Here is a 20,116-nt window from a genome sequence, read left to right as displayed (position 1 = left end):
CGACCAGATCACTGAAAAGACAAAACCAATTTTACGGGGAATAGTCATGGGTACGTCGATGGCACCTGAGACGCGAGGAGATAGCCTTGGGCAAGAAACTCGGCTTCCTGTTTGACCAGTGAACTCGCCCCAGGAAACACCTGACCAATAAATTCCACAAAAACATTAATTTTGAGCAGGAAAAAATCATATTCGGATTCAGATGTTCGAGGATGGGCAAACCAAAATTCAACGAATTGTTTCAAGGAAATCCCATATTGATCCAAAATAGCACACGCATTGGGAAACATTACCCTCACATCTCCACCCCATGAGAGAATCTCATATGGTAAATACTGCGTCGCATACACATGAAACCCCTTATGCATTTCGGCATCCCATTGGCTAGGTACATCCAGCCGGCCACTCAGGACCTCACTCACCAATGCCATGAATTCTCTATATTGGCGGGTTAATACCTCACGAGTTTCCCAAGAAGGCTCGACGTTTTCCACTGGACAGGTTGATACCTTCTGAAGATTTGCGGCGGGGGAAGGCACCCGGGCAGGCACATGCACAAAGGGCTCCATCATCTTCAATACCGTTTTCATTTCCCGACATATGAGCGGTATTTGCTTATTATCGACTTCTAAGGCGATGCCTTTCAGATTGAGTAGACGGGGTTCCCTTATCACCCGAGCCAAGAGCATAAGTAATTCGTCCGGAATGGGAGCTTCATGAGCGTCAATCCAATCCGGAGGATTCTCAAATAGTCCTGACCCCACTTCTGTAGGTATATGCGGATGGCAATCCAGACCTGCTACATGAATTTGGATCACTCTCTCCAGGGGAAATTTCTTAAGAAAATCTTCAAAAAATGATTCCAGGCACTGGTTCCGCCAAGCGCCCGAATATCGATAGACCGTCCAAACATGCCCGAGATCCAAGACCAACCCACAGGGCGCTTTGCCGGTAATGTTCGAGAAAAATTCTGCATACGGCAATTCACCCATCAAAAAATAGGTTAATGGGGGGCTCTCCAAAAGCAGCAATGGCGAGTTAGCCTGTAGCCCCCAGGCACATTCATCAAGCTGCAACTGAACGTTCCACGCCTGGTAAGCCGTAATGTCAGCAGAAGCTCTGGTAAAGACAGGAGGCAAATAGGTCCCAAATGAAAAACCGGCTATTTCTTTGGCCGCACATTCTTGATTGACCCAATGAGCCTGTAACATTCGAGAATTGCAGGCGATAGCCCTTACTCGCTCTTGAGAATTGTATGCGGTGTCCCAATCAGGTTGCGTGACCCATACCCCTTCGGCATGGTAAGCCAAAGGAGTGTCAGGAAGCCGAGCTCGAACCATCTCCAAAGCTTTAGAATCCGCATGAAAAATTTCAAGATAACCCATAGGGATTTGTTCACGTCGAAGTTCCTGATATAAGTCAAAGACATCAGGAGAATACACATCCACCGATAAGCCAACACCCAGAAATGGAATCCTGCCTGCGCGCCGAAGAAACTCATCATAGACAGCCTCTCGACTTGATGGGTCTGTTGAATAGGTCAAACGTTTCTTCATTCCAGCGACTTAAAAGGCTAGGAAGTAATAAATTCCGAGGGGGGCATTCAAAATATGCCCGTCTGGGAAGCTCAAAATTACAAGAACGAAGAGGTACAGGAAGGAGGCATAATCACAGCAGCGTGGCGAACGCGCTGGGGATGCCATTGCTCACTACTTTTTCTTTATTGTCTGTAGCAGAACGCTCACACCCATCACTGACATTTCACAAGAGCCTTCTAAATCCGAGGAAGGCGCAAAACATCCAGGAAGGAAATGAAATCAGGACGCTCGAAAGGATTGCCCGGTTTGGAGATACCGGTGAATGCCGGCCGCAGACTTTCTTCCTTCTGCAATTGCCCAGACAATCAGTGACGCACCCCGCTTCGTGTCTCCGGTAGCAAACACCCCATCCACATTAGTCATGAAGTGTTCATCAACGGCGACATTCCCTCGGGGATCATATTGTAGCCCAAAAGAATCCAGTAGGCCGTTCTTCACCGGCCCGGTAAACCCCATCGCCAACAACACCAGGTCAACATCCATCTTGATCTCGGCCCCCGGCACAGGAACCACCTTCCCATTCTCAAAATTCACACGAGTCGCATGCAAACGAGTCAGATGTCCCTTTTCCCCTGAAAATTTTGTGGTGGCAATACTCCATTCACGATCACACCCTTCCTCGTGGGCATGAGACGTTCGTAATTGCATCGGCCATAAGGGCCATGGTGTCGACACAGCCCGAGTCGGTGGCGGTTGGGGTAGTAACTCGAATTGATGGGCTTCCAGGCACCCTTGGCGATGAGCCGTTCCCAGACAATCTGATCCGGTATCACCACCACCAATAATGACCACCCGTTTGCCCTGAGCCGATATGTGCTCTCCAGGAACGGCATCCCCGGCCACTCGCTTATTCTGCTGGGTCAGATAGTCCATGGCGAGATGAACGCCTTTAAGGTCTCTTCCCGGAACCGGCAATTCTCTCGGTTGCTCAGCTCCCATGGCAAGTAACACGGCATCATAGTCATGACGGAGGTCCTGAACGGTGGCGTCCACACCCACACACACGCCAGTCTGAAACGTCACACCCTCCTTTCGCATTTGCTCCAAACGACGGTCTAATACCCACTTCTCCATTTTGAAATCAGGGATTCCATAGCGAAGCAAGCCTCCAATCCGATCAGCCTTCTCCAACACTGTCACTTCATGCCCCGTCCGGGCTAATTGTTGTGCCGCGGCCAATCCTGCTGGACCCGACCCGATAATCGCAACGCGCTTCCCGGAAGAGCCAACCGGCAACACCGGCTCGACCCAACCTTCCTCAAATCCTTTATCAATAATATTCCATTCAATGACACGAATGGAGACCGGATCGCTATTAATGCCCAACACACAGGCCGATTCGCATGGAGCCGGACATAGGCGCCCGGTGAACTCAGGAAAGTTGTTGGTCGCATGAAGCGCTTTGAGGGCATCTTTCCATCGCCCGCGATGCACGAGATCATTCCATTCGGGGATCAAATTCTCGACAGGACAGCCTGCGGGACTTTGGCAAAATGGCACCCCGCAGTCCATACAGCGGGCCCCTTGAACTTTTAACTTTTCGTCGGGAAATGGGTCATACAATTCTTTCCAATCTAGAACCCGCTGCGCAACCGGCCGTCGTTGAGGTCCTTCCCGTTTATATTTCAAAAACCCACGAGGATCAGCCACGACTCACCGCCTCACGTTTCCGTTGAGCATGCTCTTTGGCCAAAGCCGTTTTCCGTTCCTGCAGCACTCGCTTGTAATCACTCGGCATGACTTTGACAAATTTCGGCAACATCATATCCCACGATTCCAGCACCCGCCTGGCATTGTCACTTTGGGTGTACCGAAAATGGGCTTCAATCATCGCACGAAGGGTCTGTTGATCTTCGGATGACACGACAGGCTCTAATTCCACCATGCCCATATTGCAACGTGCAGGGAATTGCCCATCTTCATCTAAGACAAAAGCGTCCCCTCCGGACATCCCTGCAGCAAAATTTCGTCCCGTCTTCCCCAGAACCACCACCACCCCCCCGGTCATATATTCACACCCATGATCGCCGGTTCCATCGATAACAGCCCGTGCGCCACTATTCCGAACAGCAAACCGTTCTCCCGCAATGCCATAAAAATACCCTTCACCACCAGTCGCCCCATATAAGGACGTGTTCCCGATCAGAATCGTGTCTTCCGGCAAATACGTCACCCCTTTCGGGGGAACGACAATAATTGTCCCTCCAGAAAGACCCTTTCCCAAATAGTCATTTGACTCACCTTCCAGAGTCAGCGTAATACCCTTCGACAAAAATGCTCCAAAGGATTGTCCGGCCGATCCGGTAAATTTAATCCGAATCGTGTCGGGAGGAAGCCCTTCCGGCCCATACCGGCGTGCAATGTGGCTTGATAGAACAGTACCGGTGGTCCGATTCACATTTCGTATAGGCAGATCCAGCGAAACAGGTTCACCCCCGTCAATGGCAGATTGACACAATTCTACCAATTGATTATCTAAAATTTCTTTCAGACCGTGATCTTGTGCTTGTACACAGGAGGTGGCCACTTCAGGTCCGACATTCGGCTTCACCAATAACGGAGATAAATCCAATCCTTTGGCTTTCCAATGATCCACAGCTTTTTGCACTTTGAGCTTATCCACCCGTCCGATCATCTCGCGCATGGTCCTGAATCCGAGTTTGGCCATCAGGGAACGGATCTCTTCTGCCACAAACATAAAGAAGTTCACAACATGCTCTGGTTTTCCCGTAAATTGTTTTCGTAACTCCCCATCTTGGGTGGCCACTCCCACCGGACAGGTATTGAGGTGGCATTTCCTCATCATGATGCATCCCTCAACAATGAGGGGGGCTGTGGAAAAACCGAACTCTTCCGCTCCCAAAAGGGTTGCAATGACCACATCACGGCCAGTTTTCATTTGGCCGTCGGTTTCTACTCGAATTCGTCCACGCAGGTTATTGAGCACAAGCGTCTGATGGGTTTCCGCCAGACCTAATTCCCAGGGGACTCCCGCGTACTTAATGGACGATAAGGGAGACGCTCCGGTTCCTCCGGAATCTCCACTTATGAGAACCTTATCCGCATGAGCCTTTGCCACGCCTGCGGCCACGGTTCCAACCCCGACCTCGGCCACGAGTTTCACGGAAATCGCTGCTTCAGGATTGGAATTTTTAAGGTCGAAAATGAGTTGTTTCAGATCTTCGATAGAATAAATATCATGATGAGGGGGAGGAGAGATCAGTTGCACTCCCGGCGTGGAATAGCGAAGTTTGGCAATAAATTCATCGACTTTGTGTCCCGGTAATTGCCCGCCTTCGCCGGGCTTGGCACCCTGGGCCATTTTAATTTGCAACTCCTTGGCATTCACCAGGTAATGCGCCGTTACCCCAAAACGACCCGATGCCACTTGCTTAATATAAGAATTTTTGGAATCGCCGTTCGGCAAAGGTGTAAATCGCTCCGGATCCTCACCACCCTCGCCGGTATTACTTTTGGCGCCTATGCGATTCATGGCAATGGCCAACGTCTCATGCGCTTCTTTGCTGATTGCCCCAAACGACATGGCACCGGTAGTAAATCGCTTCACAATTTCGCTGGCAGGCTCCACGTCTTCAAGAGCGACCGGTTCGCCCGCCCAGTTAAACTCAAACAGTCCGCGAAGATTGGAGCGCCGTTCATCCTCTTTATTCACCAGGGCTGAAAAATCCGCATAGGCTTTGGCATCATTCGCACGCGAGGCATGCTGAAGTTTGTAAATGGTTTCAGGATTCCAATTATGGTGCTCTCCCTGAATCCGGTAATGAATCTCGCCACCAAAATCTAATTGCCGCATGGGGACCGGACGATAAGCCAGCGCATGTCGGCGCAAGGTCTCTTCCCCCACCTCACTGAGACCAATTCCTTCGATCCGTGAAGCCGTTCCGGTAAAGAACCGATCAATCAGTTTGCTATTCAGGCCAATGGCCTCAAAAATTTGAGCTCCACAATAGGACTGGACTGTGGAGATTCCCATCTTTGAAAATATCTTCAGTAATCCTTTATTGACGGCCTTAATGAACTTTGATTCGGCCGTTGCCGCATCCACGCTTTCAGGAAAATACCCTTCCCGTTCCATATCCACGAGGGACTCAAACACCAAATACGGATTGATGGCCCCGGCTCCATAACCGATAAGACAGGCGAAATGATGCACATCACGCGGTTCACCTGTTTCCAGAATCAGCCCGACCTCCGTCCGGGTTTCTTCTCGAACCAGATGATGATGCACAGCCGAAACACCTAATAGACTAGGAATGGGCGCCCACTCGGCATTGACGCCTCTATCGCTCAAAATGAGAAACTTTTCGCCATCCTTTATGGCTTTCGAGGCTTGCTGGCATAATTGATCAAGAGCGGCCGCCATGCCCTCAGGTCCTTCCGCAACTTTAAAAAGCAAGGACAGTGTCTTACTTTTAAAGTGAGGATCCCCAATCATGCGAATCTTTTGCAGATCAACATTGCTCAGGATCGGTTGCTGCAATTTGATCCTTCGGCATGCCTCTGGAATCTCTGCAATGACATTCGGTTTTGGCCCGATGTTGGTGACAAGAGACATCACCAGATGCTCACGGATCGGGTCGATAGGAGGATTCGTCACTTGCGCAAACAATTGTTTGAAGTATTTAAAAAGCAATTGCGGCCGTTCGGACAACACGGCTAATGGGGTATCCGTTCCCATTGAAGAAATAGGCTCTTCACCCGTGACTGCCATTGGGATCAACACCATTTTCAACTCTTCCACGGTGAACCCGAAGGCTTGTTGACGTTGGCGCAGCGTCGGGTGATCGGGTTGCGGCACATTGAGTGGCTCAGGCAGTTCATCTAAGGAAACCCGATATTGCGTGAGCCATTGTCGATAGGGCTTACGTTTGGTGATATCGGCTTTAATTTCCTCGTCGTCAAGAATACGTCCTTGGACGGTATCCACGACAAACATGCGACCCGGTTGCAGACGTCCCTTCATGCGAATGGTCTTAGGATCCGCCGGAAGCACTCCCGCCTCTGAAGCCAACACCACGACATCATCCTTGGTGATTTGATAACGACAGGGACGCAGACCATTCCGATCCAAGGTGGCACCCACGAGCTTTCCATCCGTAAAGCACACAGCCGCGGGTCCATCCCACGGTTCCATCACCGCCGCGTGATATTCATAAAACCCTCGCCGGTCAAAATCCATTTGGGGATTTCCCACCCACGGTTCCGGAATCAGCATCATCATGGCATGGGGCAAGGACCGGCCGGCCAATACCAAAAATTCTATGGCGTTATCCAAACAGGCCGAATCGCTTTGCGTGGAATCATCAATGATGGGAAATAACTTTTTGAGATCATCCCCGAACAGATCAGAGGCAAGCCTCCCCTGTCGGGCCCGCATCCAATTGACATTCCCTTTCAAAGTATTAATTTCGCCGTTATGGACGGAGTAGCGGTAGGGATGGGCTAAGGCCCAGGTCGGAAACGTATTGGTACTAAAGCGCGAATGCACCAGGGCCAACGCCGACGTAAATGTGGGATCCGCGAGATCGGGATAAAACAGTGCAACCTGTTCCGGCAACAGCATCCCCTTATAGACAATCGTGTTTCCGGACAAACTGGAAATATAGACCCATTCCTTCCCGGGGAGCGCGGATTCGCGAATGGCACGGGTTATTCGTTTACGAATGACATACAGTTTGCGTTCAAACTGCATGGGATTCAGTAATTCACGTGCCACAAAAAACTGTCGAATGACGGGCATCGTTTGTCGAGCCTGATCTCCTATTTGATCCTCTTTGGCCGGCACATCCCGCCACCCTAAAAAATGTTGCCCCTCTTCACGTACAATCGCTTCAAAGATGGCTTCGCACTGTTGCCTGGTCCTGGCATCCTGCGGCAGAAATACCATGCCGACCCCATAGGCTCCGGCTACAGGAAGGTCGACACCCGTTTCGGCCGCAACCCGATGAAAAAACTCGTGGGGTATCTGAGAGAGTATTCCTGCTCCATCACCGGTACATGGATCACACCCTTGTGCTCCCCGATGAGTGAGATTTTTGTTGACTTCCAGGCCCTTTTCTATGATGTCATGTGATTTTTGCCCCTTTATATGGGCCACAAACCCGATTCCACAGCCATCATGCTCATTTCCGGGATGGTAGAGGCCTTGAACTAAAGGCAATCCCGGGAGATTCCACACTGGTTGATTAGTCACCTGTTTCACGTTTCACCTAAAAATATTGTTGGCCATCATTAAAAAGGAGATTAAGGCACGCTACCCCTTAATAGAGTCTCTATGGGCCATGGTGTCGTTGTGTGGTCCCGGAGAGCGACGGAAGAAAAGGGAAGTCTAAATCAAAATTGTAAACGACAAGATTAATGGATGGTCAAAAAATCTGTCAAGACGATCCATTTTCCGGTACGCAATATTTCCCTCACATGCATGCGGGTTTTCAAAAAATGCTGATTGATTTCCAAGCTATGGTTCAGCTTGACAATCTACAGACGACCCCCTAGTATCGCCGCCATGCATCAGGAACCAGCCCTTAGAGACCTGGAGTCCATGGAGGATGTGTGGGAAGCCTTCCGGCCGGACCTCATTGAGGTTGAAAACCAAATTACCACACACCTTGAATCGCATGCCCCGCTCATCAATACCGTCGCTGGGCACATTTTTGCCAGCGGAGGGAAACGCATCCGCCCCCTGCTCCTTATTCTTTGTGCCCGCCTCTGTGGATTTCTTCAAAAAGATTTTTTGTTGCTGGGCAGTCTCGTCGAATTCATCCATACGGCCACGTTATTACATGACGATGTGTTAGACGAAGCCGATCTGAGACGGGGACAACCCACTGCGAGAAAAATCTGGGGCAATCAAGCCAGTATTCTAGTGGGGGATTATTTATATTCCCAGGCCATGGCCCTGATTGCCACCTTTCACAACCATGGTATCAACGAAGCCTTAGCGGATGCCTGCCGAAAGATGGCAGAAGGGGAGGTCCTTCAACTCTGCGCCAACAGTCAACCGCACCTGTCTGAGGCCGCCTATCTCAAAATTGTTGAATATAAAACGGCTGCCCTGGTCGCTGCCTCCTGTAAGGTCGGCGCGATCGTGGGAGGTGCCTCGATAGAAGAACAAGCCGCCCTCTATCGGTTTGGCTACCATCTTGGAATGGCATTCCAATTGGCTGACGATCGCTTGGATTATTCCGCAGACCGGGCAAAGCTCGGCAAAGCCCTTGGTCAGGATATTCGCCAGGGCATGATTACCATTCCCCTACTTCACCTTCTCCAGACTTGTTCCCCTCAAGACAACCAATGGATCACCGAAAAGATCTTGGCACATGCCATAGAGGATGAGGACGTCACGAAAATCATCCAATTAATGCAGAAACAAGGGTCTCTGTCCTATTCCACTGCTCGAGCGCGAGAATACGTGGAAGCCGCGGCCCTCGACCTTGAACCGTTCCCCGCCTGCATGGCCAAACGATCCCTCTCCATCACCGCCTGCTACATGGTCAACCGCGACCAATAATACCCTCCAAAAATTATTCGTAGTTGCATTTCGAAAGTATAAGAATAGGGCATTTCTCCTTCGACCTGACTCTATTGTACCAGCCGGTCATTCCCGAAGGTTTTAATCGGGAATCCATCTTGGCCTTTGTGAAAGCGCAACATCCGTTGATTTAGGTGGGACATGTCATGCTCATTGGCCAAGCGATTTTTGATGTTGCCGGGTTTCGCCCCGGCAAGCGAGGCCCTTTTGTTCCGGCAAAAGGACCCAAAACCATTGACGCCCAGTCCGACCTCATTGGATGGGACAGACCCGGGAAACAGGAGGGCGGTCCAACTCGCTCCGCTCAAACAAGGCCCGCCAAGCTAGAAGAGCGTCCGTCCCCCTGGTCGGGCAGCAGGCGTCGGAAACAAATGACCATCACACAATGGAAAAAGCGGCTTGCAGTCGTTGCATCAAAGTCACGGAGCAAATGGCGAGTCCATTTTATTCAAAGAGGTGGTCTCGAACACCCTTGATGCGTATAAGAAGTTACACACGGGCTTTCCATATCACCTCACTGATCGTCGTCACTGAAATCCGTCATGTCGATGAACTCAAGGATGTTCTCTGGAGGCACAGCCCTAGTAAGCATATATGCCCCGTCAAACCCAACAAAATTACCTTCAGGCCATTTGCGTCTTCGGATCAGATGTTCTACTACATTATTGCTGAACGATCCTATTACGGGAAATGTCGTTTGGTTTTCTAACCATTCTGTCGGGATAGCGCACTTGATCAAACTACGTCTTCCTGTCTGAGCGAACCGTAACTTGGCCTCCGGTCCGAGCCGATTGGCGATACTACGAATTAGCTCGCTCCCCCCTGTATATGTATTTCGATCATCTTTCGCGCGGATGCATGAAAAGAGCAGGCCCACTTTACCTTCGTTATAGCTTAAATACCATGGTGCAATGTCCTGAAGCGCTTCTTCAAAACCTGGAATGTCCCCAAACAATGAACGAGCCTTAGAAATGAGGGCACTTGGATTGGAAGGGAAAATTCCTCCTAGCCGATACTGGTTCTCGTCACTTACACGACAGCCATGGTAACTAACCACATGAGAATATCTGAGAAACAGAATTTCTCGTGCCCTGTGTCGGAGAAGCTTAGCAAGGTCGTCTCTTAGGCAGTCGGGGGCACACGTAATTTGGAGGAGGAATTCCTCACCTTGGGGCGGCGCTGCGTCTAGCTTCGCTTCTATTTTGAGCCAAATGTCCTGCTGGTAGACAAGAGCATGAAAATCTGAATGCCAGGTCTCCAACGAATCTAGGTCAAGAAGCTCCAATTCCATTTCTTCCCAATCCCTGAAGCGACATTATGCCCCATCATCTTAAAATTAGACTTAATGTTGAAATCTTTCGAAGTTAGGTTGCAACTTCCATGTAACAGAATTGCGTATTCGGTTTCATTTTCCGCATTTTTTCACCTCAAATATCCATCCGTTTGGCTAACTCCTAGGCTCCTCTGCTTTAGCTTTGAGCACTTCAATTCTTCCCTATGACCGCCCCCTACCGTCCGGCCCCATGGGTGGACGCTCAAAAAGATCGGTGGGCCTTGTCTGAGCCCTTCGCCCAGACTCAGGACAGACTTCCTATGAGGTTGTCAAGCCCCCTTCTTACGCCGTGGCTCTTAGGTATTGTCTGGTCATATTCGCCAAATGATATTGTTCGTCGTACGGCACCTGGTGTTGCCACATGCGGAAAATGATTTTCAACCATTTGGCCCCCAAAGCCCGGAGTGCCTGGTTGTGCCGATGCCCGCGGGCGCGACATTGCTGATAGTAACTCTTGGACCACTCACTGTGTCTCAACGACTGAAAGGCTACCTGCCAAATCGCCTGACGGAGGTGCTTGTTGCATGCGACCCGAAACCGCACCACACAACTTTTTCCACTCTGGCGCGTCAGCGGCACGGTCCCAGCCTGGGCTTGCAGGTGGCTCCACGAGGCCCAGCGACCCGGGGCATCGCCCAGCTCCGCCCACAACCGGGGAATCATCGTGCCACTGAGACCTCCCGGCAGCGTCTGCATCCACTTAGCTGCCGAGAGGCCTCCAAAAAAACGTTCAATCTCTGCCTGGTATTCCGTCACGGCGCGGTGGGTGACCAGCAGCTGCGCGATCAGCACCGCGACCAATCGGGCCTTAGCCCGCACGACATGCTCGGGCACGGGAACTTGAGGCGCTTTGAGTTGCGCCCACAACGCGATCGTTCGCGCCGGGCCCAGCCGATGCTGGCGCGCAAACCGCTGCCATGGGCGCAGCTGCAGCGTGGTGAGAGTGGCCGGGGTCGGATAGGTTTGCAGAAAATCCAACGCCAGCTGCGTCGTCAGGTCCCCAAAGAGGTCCAGCACGCGCGGATAGTATTCCTTCAGGGTGCTCGTGAGCTGATTGAGTGTCCGCGTCTGTTGGCGCCCGACCCGCGCGTGATCGCGAGTCAGGAGTTTGACTTCTTGGGCAGCGACCGAGCTGGGCCGTAGGGGCGAGAAGTGCGCGTGATCGGTGCGCAGAAAATCCGCCAGCACCCGGCCATCAAAGGTATCACTTTTCGAGGCACTCATACGAAACCGATCGCGGGCTCGATCGACGGCTTTGGGATTCACGGGGTAGACGACGACACCATGATCCAGCAGACAATCCACCACCCGCCCGTCGGGTTTCTCAATGGCGGCCCACAGCTCAATTCCTACGGCACGCCATTCATCAAGCTGCCGCCCCCAGACGCTCAGCCCCGTCGACGTGTGGGGCACCATCCGTTCCCACACGATGGCGCCCGTCTCCTCTCGCGCACACACGCCATGCTCCTCATCGCCCCAATCCACTCCCAAGTAATACCGTGCCATCAATCGCTCCTTTCTCGAAGCGTCCCACCGCGCCTGAACGACTCGTTGGCCTTATATCGGTCCTCATCGGGACGACTTCCTATAGAACGTTGCTCGCCGTTCCTTGCATGGGGGGGACGGTCTGTCCTGGCTCCTTTGGGAGGGAGTAGGCTTCGTCGGTCCTCGCCCCAGCAAGCGCCAGGGATGCATGAGCATGAATAAAGAACAGAACGTGATCACAAATGACTCCAGAGGATTATATAAGGCTCCGCAAGTTGGCCCGGCATCAATAAGGGACTCATTATTTCAGCTGTCCACTCTGGCCTGTTGGCGTGGCCGAGCAGTGCAGCCGACACCGGAAAAAAGGCGCGCATTGTTTGAGCCCTTAGAGAAGACTCAGGCCAAGCTCCGCGAGTTTGTGCGCCGCCGGGGTCGGCGAACCGCGCAGGGGACCCGAAGGGACACGCCACGGCCAAGATGGTTTTGGCCACTTTTGCCGAAACAAAAGTGGCTCGGCTGCCGGGCCGAAACCCATAGCTGTTAAGCTAAGCCTTGGCCTTATCCCCTGTGGAGTTTCGGATCGAAGCCCGCTTCGAGCATTTCCAGCGTGGTCATCCGTGAGCGTTGGCGATGTTTGCGACAGTGCCTGAGCAAGGTCTCAAGCTCATGGGACAGATAGCTTCTGGCTTGCGCCTCCGACCCCATCACCAATTGAGCGAGCAGGAAGGCTCGTTCCTGGAGCCGTTTGTATAACTTTGCCAGGCTGATTTCTTGGCGTGCGGTATTCCACAGCGCGGTGTTGGCGACGGCATGCAGGCGTTGCACCCACACTGCGGCGATCAATTTGCCGTAGAGCTCGCAGCGTAAGCGATGGACATTGCCAGTGGCGGACTGATGCACACGCAGAATGGATTTAAATTGTTTAAACAGCAACTCGATCTGCCAGCGGAGCGTATACAAGGCCCGCACCATGTCCAAGGGCACCCAGGGCTCCGGCACATTGGTGATCAAGAGTGTCCAATCGCACATGGCCACATGCCGGGGACTGCCGGTCCGGCCTTGCCGACGGGCGTGGGCCTTAAACCGTCGGCGTCGCGCTTGGGCCACCTGGGCGGTTACGCGCAGGCACACCAACCGACAGGCGCCCGTTTGATTTGAGCCCTGCCCCAGGCGCACCAGGCGTTCATCCCTCGGCCCCGGTGCGGCCCGTAAGACCTGGCCGAGGTCAAGCGGCTCACCCGTCTGGCCATCGTGCACCGTGGTGTCGAGGAACAAGCGCGTCAGAAAGAAGGCCCCTTTCGCCATGAGGGCGTTGACGGTCGCCAGCTTGAAGTAGCCCTGATCGAAGAGCAGCAGGTCGGTCTTGTTGACCAGAGCGGGCAGATGATCCGTGTAGCGATTATCTGGCACGGTGCCGGCGGTGTCCGCCAGAAAGGTCAGTTCGCCTTGTTTGTAGTCGTACGCCGTTTGCAGTTTGCAATTGGCTGGTGAGGCGTTGTCTCCTGAGCCGGGGAGGATGGCGCCCAGTTTCTCGCTGACATCCCAACTCGAGCTATCCACGAGCAGGACGCGGGCAAACGGCTGAAGCAGGTTCGTGCGGATCGGCACCGTCTGCAGTTTGTAGTGAAGCACCTTGTGCAGACAGTGGCGGAGAAAGGCGGCCGCCGAGGCCGTAAAGCGTTGATGTAAGGCTTCGCGACTGATGCGGGAGGAGAGCGCCGCGACCATCCCCCCCAACGACGGATGCGCCAGCCCCAGGTGGCCCAGGGTCAGGAGCACGAGAAAGTCATGAGGCGTGAGCCGCCCGTGGCGTTGCTGGAACCCCGTGTGTTTGGCCAGTCGAGTAATCTCGTTTTTTTTAACCCCGCCAACAACCTCGGCAGCCCCCTCATGCGGTCGCCCCCCTAAAGCCCTGGCTGCGAGCCAGGGCCAGACACGCCTGGACCCAGTCCGTGGTTAACGCCTTGAAGCGCTGATAGCGCTTGAGCCGCCGCCGCACCTCGCCCAGGTCCTCCTTCTGGACGAAGAGCGTGGAGCTCTTGCCCCCCACGGTAAAACTGAGCTGATAGTAGGGCCCATGCTTCTTGGGATTGGAGGGAGCTTTGCACCGACAGCCCGGTGTCCCGCACACATTCCACTGTTCGCTCAGACTCCCCGGTAAGACCGGGCCCAAGGTCGCCAGCTGCCGCTGAATCCGTTGCAGGGTCTGCTCGTCTCGCGTCATCGGTTCCTCCTCCCGTTATAGCCGATAGCCTTGATAAAGCTATCGGTAATATAACACAAAAAAAGCGCAAGGCAAGCGCAGGGACAAGGAACATCTTTGGTTAGCTTAACAGCTATGGGCCGAAACCCGGCATCTATCGAAAGGCCCCTTGGCGATAGAGACGCCAAAAGGTGGTGAGCCCGGCCCAAATGGGATGCCGCCGCTGGGCGGGAGTCAATTCGATTTTCACTCCGGAATGCCGCTCGATTTTCCAGATGAGGTAATCTGCCCCTCCTTGGAACGTAAAGGCGGCTTTCATAAGCCGCAAAATAGATAACACCTTCCCCTGCACTTTTCGAACAACCCAGGCTATGCGATTCTTGATATATTCCCACCTGGAATAATCCATCTCATAAATAGTTATGTCATCCCGCTGATTGACCCTGATCTTTGGGAAATGTCCTAGAAAGGTCGCATGGGCAACTTGTTCATAATAAGCGTGGTTACTGTCCCACAATGTTGCAATTCGCCCTTTTGATTCGGCACGCAATTCCGCGCCATAACTGAGGGCCAAACCAATACTCCATGCATCTTTGGCAGAAAATTGTTGGGGCATTCGCGGAACCACGTTCCCCAAAAATGTTAAAACCGCTCTGCCCAGCCCCAAGATAATCCGTTGACTCATCGCTTGGCTCGGACAGGCCATCACGGCCGTCGGCTGTGCGAAGCGCCCCCAAAAGTATGAATGAAACCACTTTGGCGTCACACTTCGCTCAAAATCCTCTAACGAGAGCACGGCATACTTCATACGAACGATTCGCCCTTCCAGGTTCACTTCTCCATAGAACACATTAGGTGGGAGCCAACGATTGAGGAGGGCTAACCAAATAGACGGGTAGACCGAGGCATACTGATCCACAATGACATAACAATCCACTAATCCGTCTTGATCCGTTCCCGCCCGCAAGCACGAGCCATACAATAAGATTCCTTGAACCGCCTGCCCGTATTTTTTAGCCAGAAAATTTCCCGCTGCTTGAATGGACGCAGGAATGGGTCGAGCGCTCGGTTGACTGACGATTTCGAGGACTGACAGAGGACCGTCCATCACAGTTATTCAGTCTTCAACCGGACAAATGACAGCTCGCCGGGAGAATCCAGGGTTAGAGGCTCTTCAGGCATGGAAGAGGCGTACACTTCGCCATCCAAGACAAATCCACTGTTAAACACCAAGCGAAGCTCGGAGAGGTTTTCACTGTCATAGCCATGTTCTGTCGTTGCTAAAGGATGCGTCATTCCACGAAACAAGGTTGGTAAGGCACGCCACAAATAGCGGTACGGCACTCGAAGACTCGTATAGTGTAAAGGCCAGGATTGCTTGCCCCAAAACGGCTTCATCCCTAAAAATAAGCGGTTCAAGGTGGTGACCAGCAAGACTAAATACTCATGCTGGAGAAATGCTGATTCTCCAGTTGCCACACCCACCGTGATCGGATTCAATCCTTTTCGGGACCCGGTGGCCAACGCCAATAAAAATTTCAACAGAATCAACCCTGCACCCCATTCCCCTAATCGGCCTATCGACTGTTTGGTTTCGAGACCCAGTTGGGTCCCATGATAAATCGCTCCGGCCCCGAAAAACATTCCATGCAGGGGTTCCCGGTTTTCTGGAAATCGAATACGAAGAACCGGTCGTGTTTCAAAAGATAATCTCGGAGTCATGGCTTCGGCCTGAACCAACAATTGGTCAAGCGTGGTTGATTCAAATTTCCCTAAACCCACATCCCCCGCAATCAGATTGGCCGTCCCTGCGGGCAACACAGCCAACCGGGGCATGACAGCAAACGGACGATGATGAAACAAAGCCCCCATGGTGGCTTGAATGGTCCCATCCCCTCCATTGACGACCACACAATCAACCTGACGGTCAGCAAACGTCTTCAGAGATTCTAGGATATCCGCAGGCGTGTTGACCTCAGCCCGCTGCATTTCCGGATATTTGGTGTAAATTTTTTGGAAAAGGTCCGGCTTCCGCCTATTACGACCACTCAACGAATTATGAATGATCCCCACATGCATCGTAGACCAGTCCAATCGACCTCAAGCGACGGCAAAGATGAAATAGGAATCATTGACATTGGGGAATACGGGCAAGACGAAAAGATATGTAAAGTCCGCATGAAAGATCATTTGATCGTGACCGGAGGATTGGTAAACATTCTGACTGCCAGGGAATTTCGATTCACTGGATCGATCTCAGCCAACCAGGAAGTGAGGGAACCCATCCTGGCTTTCCCCCAACCCGCCATAAGAAGTCTCGCGATAAGAATCAGGGTTGAGCCCACCGTCCAAATGGCCACAGCCTCCAAGCCCAAATCGGGACGTCCAAAAAGAAGACTGGCCGTTAAGAGGATGAGATTAGGATTCCGTCGAGCCGTGACAAGCCTGAAATAGGAATCCAACGGCTTCCAACAAAAGATGACAAATCCCCCCAACCACCATTGAAAAATTCCTTCAACCATCCGTCCCAACACATATCCGATCAAAATGATTCCAATGGTGGTTTCCACCGTCAACCAGGAGAGCAAAGGGGCAAATGCGGTGAGACCCACTCCCCAAGCTAAATACCAAAGTGGAGGGTGAATTAAATCAATGCCATGATCAAAAATATTCCCCCATTTACTGGAGGTCACCGTTACTCGAGCTAATTTTCCGTCCACCGTATCGAGAAACGTCATGACCCAACCCAGGACAAGTCCCCAGAAAAACTGCCCAAAAGTGAACAATACTCCCGCTGCAATAACAAGTACCAAGCTCAGCGAGGTTACCTGATTAGGCGAAATCCCCCAAAGCGCACAAAGCCGGGTGGCCCATTTAGCCGGAACAGGCCAAAGAAATTTCGTCACCAGATCAGTGACGCCTTTATACGATCCCGTAAATAAATGCTCTTCCAAAGTCACCCGGTTATTTTCGCGAATGGGGAACACATAGGGATGATCAGTTTTTCGCAATTCGTTGGAAAAGGACGTTGAAAGATCCTGCAATGTCACAGATTGTAGGTTTGCAACATTTCGTGTGTGTTCTCGTTGTATCCCATCACACGTTGCGGAGGCCAAAGAGGAATCCACATGAGCCACAACCGGGCATAACCCGGCTTGAGTCTCAACTTCCAGAACAACATTGGTTTGCTTCAAGAGAAAGGAGAATATTCGCGCATCAAATAAATAATCCCCTCTAATAATCAGAAGCGAATGATCGGATGGGAGTTCGTTGAGATTATTAAGAAAACTCCCAACCCCCAATCGACTTAACATGCGTTGATACCGGATACGGGAGGTCAAATTCCACAAACGGATATTCGGATCATTGATAATATATGCGGACACCGTCATTGAACTACCACGCCTTATTCCCCTTACAGATGAAAGAATAATAGAGTCGACCGACTCTCCCATAATAACTGACGGGAACAAATATGATTGCAACCATAATCCCGTCTATGACTGCAATCGGCATTCATTCCAACTAATCTCTCTGACATATGCTTGAATTGGTATGCAACATGGCTTTTACCTCATCAAAGGGATACTCATACATATCATCGACCATTACCACACACCCATAGAGAACGAAATAGCCGTTGATCATGCACGATCTCTATGCTGACTTTCCACTATTTTTCAATTGAGATAACGCCGCCACAACACAAACGTGACAAGAGACAACAGGAGGAATGGAGCGGCCGTGGTTAATAGAGGAGAGGCTCCGAACAGAATGCCAACATGCTTAGAAATTTCCGTCATCAAATAATACCCGAGACCGACCAGGGATCCAATGAATACCCTCTTTCCCGCTGCAGACGTTCGCAAGGGACCGAACACAAACGGGATGGCCACTAGGATCATAAGCCCGGTATTCAAGGGCATAAAAATTTTGTCCCAAAAGCTTAACTCATATCTCAGAAAATTTTGTTTTTTTCGTTTTAAGATTTCCATGTATTGGTAAAGCTCGGAAGGGGCCAATGCGGAAGAAGGAAGAGTCAATAACCGGACTTCATTCTGTTTAAGCGGAGAGTCCCATTCAAGGCTTTCAATCTGTTCCTGGGAAACACTATATCCGTGAATGACCTGCTTTTTAATATTTCTCAGAATCCATTTCTGAGAATTGAGTATTTCTGCCTCTTGAGCATGCATATAAAAATCCAATTGTCCGGCATCATTAAATTCAAAAATATCAAGGCCTTGTGGACTCTCTCCGTAGCGAATCTGATGAATTCTAATAAAGCGTCTTCCCTCACGAAACCAGAAACCCTGCTTTCCCTTATATGCCCCAGAATCCGACAATGCCATTGATCGCTTAAAATAGGCCTCCTGGTCCAAGGGGGGATTGACCACCTCTTCAAGAAAGCCCACGAGTAAAATAAAACATGCCCCAACCTGCATCACTGCCCCGGCTATTTGGTAGGGAGAAACTCCAGCGGCCTGAATCGCGATGAGTTCCCGGCCATTGGCAAGGCTCCCTAAGGCCATAATACTCCCTAACAACGCCACAAACGGGGCTAGAAACACCAACCGGGTTGGCAGGGTCAGCAATAAAAACTCACCAGCGCTCCAAAAGGTATAGCGCCCCTTACCCACGTCATCCAGCTCTTCAACAAATACGATTAAACTGAAGACCGCCAAAAATATGGCCAGCACAGGAAAATACCCTTTCAGTAAACTGACCGCCAGATACCGATTGAGAATTTTCATGAAATTATCGTAAAACCCGCCAGATATGCCATTTCCTACTTACGGCCTCTGTTCAGAAAATATCGTGTGAGAGTATGAAACCGTGATTTTTTAGGACATGCCTCGAGTGAATCGCGAGGGCGCCAACCAATATGCCAATAAGGCTCCCAAGACAATAACAATCGACCAAAGCCCCGGAATAATGGGGACTATGCCCTGCTCAACAAGATTTCTCACCATCAGCCCCGTAAAGTAATAGACTGAAAATATCACCGTCGCTGTGAAAATTTTGGCGTATTTGCCCTGCCTCGGTGAAGCGCGACTTAATGGCACTCCAAGCAGCCCCATGAGAATAGCCGAAAAAGGGGCTAAAAACCTCCATTGCAGTTCTGTGATATCCTTGCGAGAATCAGATTTTAGTAAATTTTTGGTGGATTCGGCCTTGCGTTTATATTCCGCCACAAGCTCCCGAGGATAAATCGCCATTCGTGAAAAACTAGAAATGTGCTTGATCTCCCCCTCCCTTGTCAGTTTATATTCGAATCCATCAAAGAGAACAGGAATCGAGATGCCACTTTGGGGATCAAGTTTCTCTTGAGCTGTCTTTGCTGAAAAGACTTGCAAGGTCTCTCCATGTTCACTTTGAACAAACACCTCATTTAATTTTTGGTGACGTTCATCAATTTCCTCTGCGAAAAAAACCAAGGATCCATTACGTCGTTCATAAAAATGCCCGGCATCCAAATTGCTCAAACGAAATCCAGCCTCTCCTTCATCTTTTAATCGATAGATTTCTTCATAGGCCAATGGACGCAGATATAAAGAAAAGATGCTGACAAGGACAGCCACCAAACAGGAAAGGGAAAAAACCGTAAAGAGGATCCGATATGGATTAACACCACACGCCATAAAGGCTTTCATTTCAGAGTCGGTGTATAATCGGCCAAACCCCAAAATAACGCCGAAATACAACGAAATGGGAATGAGGACTTCAAGCGCGATTCCCACTTTTAACGCAATTAACGTGAGAATCATATTTGCCGGCAACAGGGCATTGACGGCTTTGGCTAAAAATGTGACCCAACTATATCCAGCAAATAACGCCACTAAAAGTCCACAAACCACGGCTGATGGCTTCAGGACTTCGCGAATTAAATATTTGACTAACATCAAACGACCCTCAGCCCTACGGTAAAGATGGAATATCTCATATTA

At 51.1% G+C, this 20,116-nt stretch carries 13 protein-coding genes; 1 reads left to right on the top strand and 12 read right to left on the bottom strand.

The genetic code is table 11. From position 1 onward, the window contains the following. Nucleotides 1-44 precede the first annotated feature (44 nt). The 3 genes from ACTRXD_RS20685 to gltB all read right to left on the bottom strand — a co-directional run bounded on the left by ACTRXD_RS20685 (nucleotide 45) and on the right by gltB (nucleotide 7,812). Nucleotides 45-1,556, bottom strand: a complete 1,512-nt coding sequence (locus tag ACTRXD_RS20685; protein WP_442433669.1) for a multinuclear nonheme iron-dependent oxidase — start codon at nucleotides 1,554-1,556, stop codon at nucleotides 45-47. Between the two features lie 261 nt (nucleotides 1,557-1,817). Further along, nucleotides 1,818-3,248 carry a glutamate synthase subunit beta gene (locus ACTRXD_RS20680; protein WP_442433668.1) on the bottom strand — a complete coding sequence of 477 codons (1,431 nt, stop codon included), beginning with the start codon at nucleotides 3,246-3,248 and terminating at the stop codon, nucleotides 1,818-1,820. Continuing rightward, nucleotides 3,241-7,812 carry a glutamate synthase large subunit gene (gltB, locus tag ACTRXD_RS20675; protein ID WP_442433667.1) on the bottom strand — a complete coding sequence of 1,524 codons (4,572 nt, stop codon included), beginning with the start codon at nucleotides 7,810-7,812 and terminating at the stop codon, nucleotides 3,241-3,243. Before gltB ends, ACTRXD_RS20680 begins: the two co-directional genes overlap by 8 nt. 312 nt (nucleotides 7,813-8,124) lie before the next feature. Between gltB and ACTRXD_RS20670 the strand changes: the two genes are divergently transcribed. Beyond that, nucleotides 8,125-9,129 carry a polyprenyl synthetase family protein gene (locus tag ACTRXD_RS20670; RefSeq protein WP_442433666.1) on the top strand — a complete coding sequence of 335 codons (1,005 nt, stop codon included), beginning with the start codon at nucleotides 8,125-8,127 and terminating at the stop codon, nucleotides 9,127-9,129. A 535-nt stretch (nucleotides 9,130-9,664) separates the two neighbouring features. Here ACTRXD_RS20670 and ACTRXD_RS20665 read toward each other — a convergent pair. From ACTRXD_RS20665 to lptF, 9 genes are all read right to left on the bottom strand, one after another. Then, the gene (locus ACTRXD_RS20665) at nucleotides 9,665-10,441 is read right to left on the bottom strand and encodes a hypothetical protein (RefSeq protein WP_442433665.1); all 777 of its coding nucleotides are present in this window, start codon (nucleotides 10,439-10,441) and stop codon (nucleotides 9,665-9,667) included. 324 nt (nucleotides 10,442-10,765) lie between these two features. Beyond that, nucleotides 10,766-11,989, bottom strand: coding sequence for an IS110 family transposase (locus tag ACTRXD_RS20660; RefSeq protein WP_442433664.1), 1,224 nt, complete (start codon nucleotides 11,987-11,989; stop codon nucleotides 10,766-10,768). Between the two features lie 537 nt (nucleotides 11,990-12,526). Further along, nucleotides 12,527-13,816, bottom strand: coding sequence for an IS4 family transposase (locus ACTRXD_RS20655; protein ID WP_442433728.1), 1,290 nt, complete (start codon nucleotides 13,814-13,816; stop codon nucleotides 12,527-12,529). 40 nt (nucleotides 13,817-13,856) lie between these two features. Next, on the bottom strand, nucleotides 13,857-14,192 hold the full coding sequence (locus tag ACTRXD_RS20650) for a DUF6788 family protein (RefSeq protein ID WP_442433663.1): 336 nt from the start codon (nucleotides 14,190-14,192) through the stop codon (nucleotides 13,857-13,859). A gap of 133 nt (nucleotides 14,193-14,325) precedes the next feature. Further along, entirely contained in the window at nucleotides 14,326-15,279 is a 954-nt protein-coding gene (locus tag ACTRXD_RS20645; protein WP_442433662.1) for a hypothetical protein, read from the bottom strand. Between the two features lie 5 nt (nucleotides 15,280-15,284). Next, nucleotides 15,285-16,250 (bottom strand): diacylglycerol/lipid kinase family protein, encoded by a 966-nt coding sequence (locus ACTRXD_RS20640; RefSeq protein WP_442433661.1) that lies wholly within the window; start codon nucleotides 16,248-16,250, stop codon nucleotides 15,285-15,287. A gap of 107 nt (nucleotides 16,251-16,357) precedes the next feature. Further along, nucleotides 16,358-17,563 carry a CDP-alcohol phosphatidyltransferase family protein gene (locus tag ACTRXD_RS20635; protein ID WP_442433660.1) on the bottom strand — a complete coding sequence of 402 codons (1,206 nt, stop codon included), beginning with the start codon at nucleotides 17,561-17,563 and terminating at the stop codon, nucleotides 16,358-16,360. Nucleotides 17,564-17,851: 288 nt separating this feature from the next. Continuing rightward, the gene (gene lptG / locus ACTRXD_RS20630) at nucleotides 17,852-18,922 is read right to left on the bottom strand and encodes an LPS export ABC transporter permease LptG (RefSeq protein ID WP_442433659.1); all 1,071 of its coding nucleotides are present in this window, start codon (nucleotides 18,920-18,922) and stop codon (nucleotides 17,852-17,854) included. Nucleotides 18,923-19,012: 90 nt separating this feature from the next. Continuing rightward, a complete protein-coding gene (lptF, locus tag ACTRXD_RS20625) occupies nucleotides 19,013-20,071 on the bottom strand; it encodes an LPS export ABC transporter permease LptF (RefSeq protein ID WP_442433658.1) in 1,059 nt (352 codons plus the stop codon). Nucleotides 20,072-20,116 lie beyond the last annotated feature (45 nt).

This window comes from Nitrospira sp. T9 (assembly GCF_052156535.1).
GTDB lineage: Bacteria > Nitrospirota > Nitrospiria > Nitrospirales > UBA8639 > Nitrospira_E.
Note: the sequence above shows the minus strand (reverse complement) of the source record. Positions and strands in the feature narration are given on the sequence as shown.

Bases quoted from the DNA above. Each gene is read 5' to 3' on its own strand.
- ACTRXD_RS20685 (WP_442433669.1), bottom strand. From the start codon at position 1,556: ATGAAGAAACGTTTGACCTATTCAACAGACCCATCAAGTCGAGAGGCT.
- ACTRXD_RS20670 (WP_442433666.1), top strand. From the start codon at position 8,125: ATGCATCAGGAACCAGCCCTTAGAGACCTGGAGTCCATGGAGGATGTG.
- ACTRXD_RS20665 (WP_442433665.1), bottom strand. From the start codon at position 10,441: ATGGAATTGGAGCTTCTTGACCTAGATTCGTTGGAGACCTGGCATTCA.
- ACTRXD_RS20660 (WP_442433664.1), bottom strand. From the start codon at position 11,989: ATGGCACGGTATTACTTGGGAGTGGATTGGGGCGATGAGGAGCATGGC.
- ACTRXD_RS20650 (WP_442433663.1), bottom strand. From the start codon at position 14,192: ATGACGCGAGACGAGCAGACCCTGCAACGGATTCAGCGGCAGCTGGCG.
- ACTRXD_RS20645 (WP_442433662.1), bottom strand. From the start codon at position 15,279: ATGGACGGTCCTCTGTCAGTCCTCGAAATCGTCAGTCAACCGAGCGCT.
- ACTRXD_RS20640 (WP_442433661.1), bottom strand. From the start codon at position 16,250: ATGCATGTGGGGATCATTCATAATTCGTTGAGTGGTCGTAATAGGCGG.
- ACTRXD_RS20635 (WP_442433660.1), bottom strand. From the start codon at position 17,563: ATGACGGTGTCCGCATATATTATCAATGATCCGAATATCCGTTTGTGG.
- lptG (WP_442433659.1), bottom strand. From the start codon at position 18,922: ATGAAAATTCTCAATCGGTATCTGGCGGTCAGTTTACTGAAAGGGTAT.
- lptF (WP_442433658.1), bottom strand. From the start codon at position 20,071: ATGTTAGTCAAATATTTAATTCGCGAAGTCCTGAAGCCATCAGCCGTG.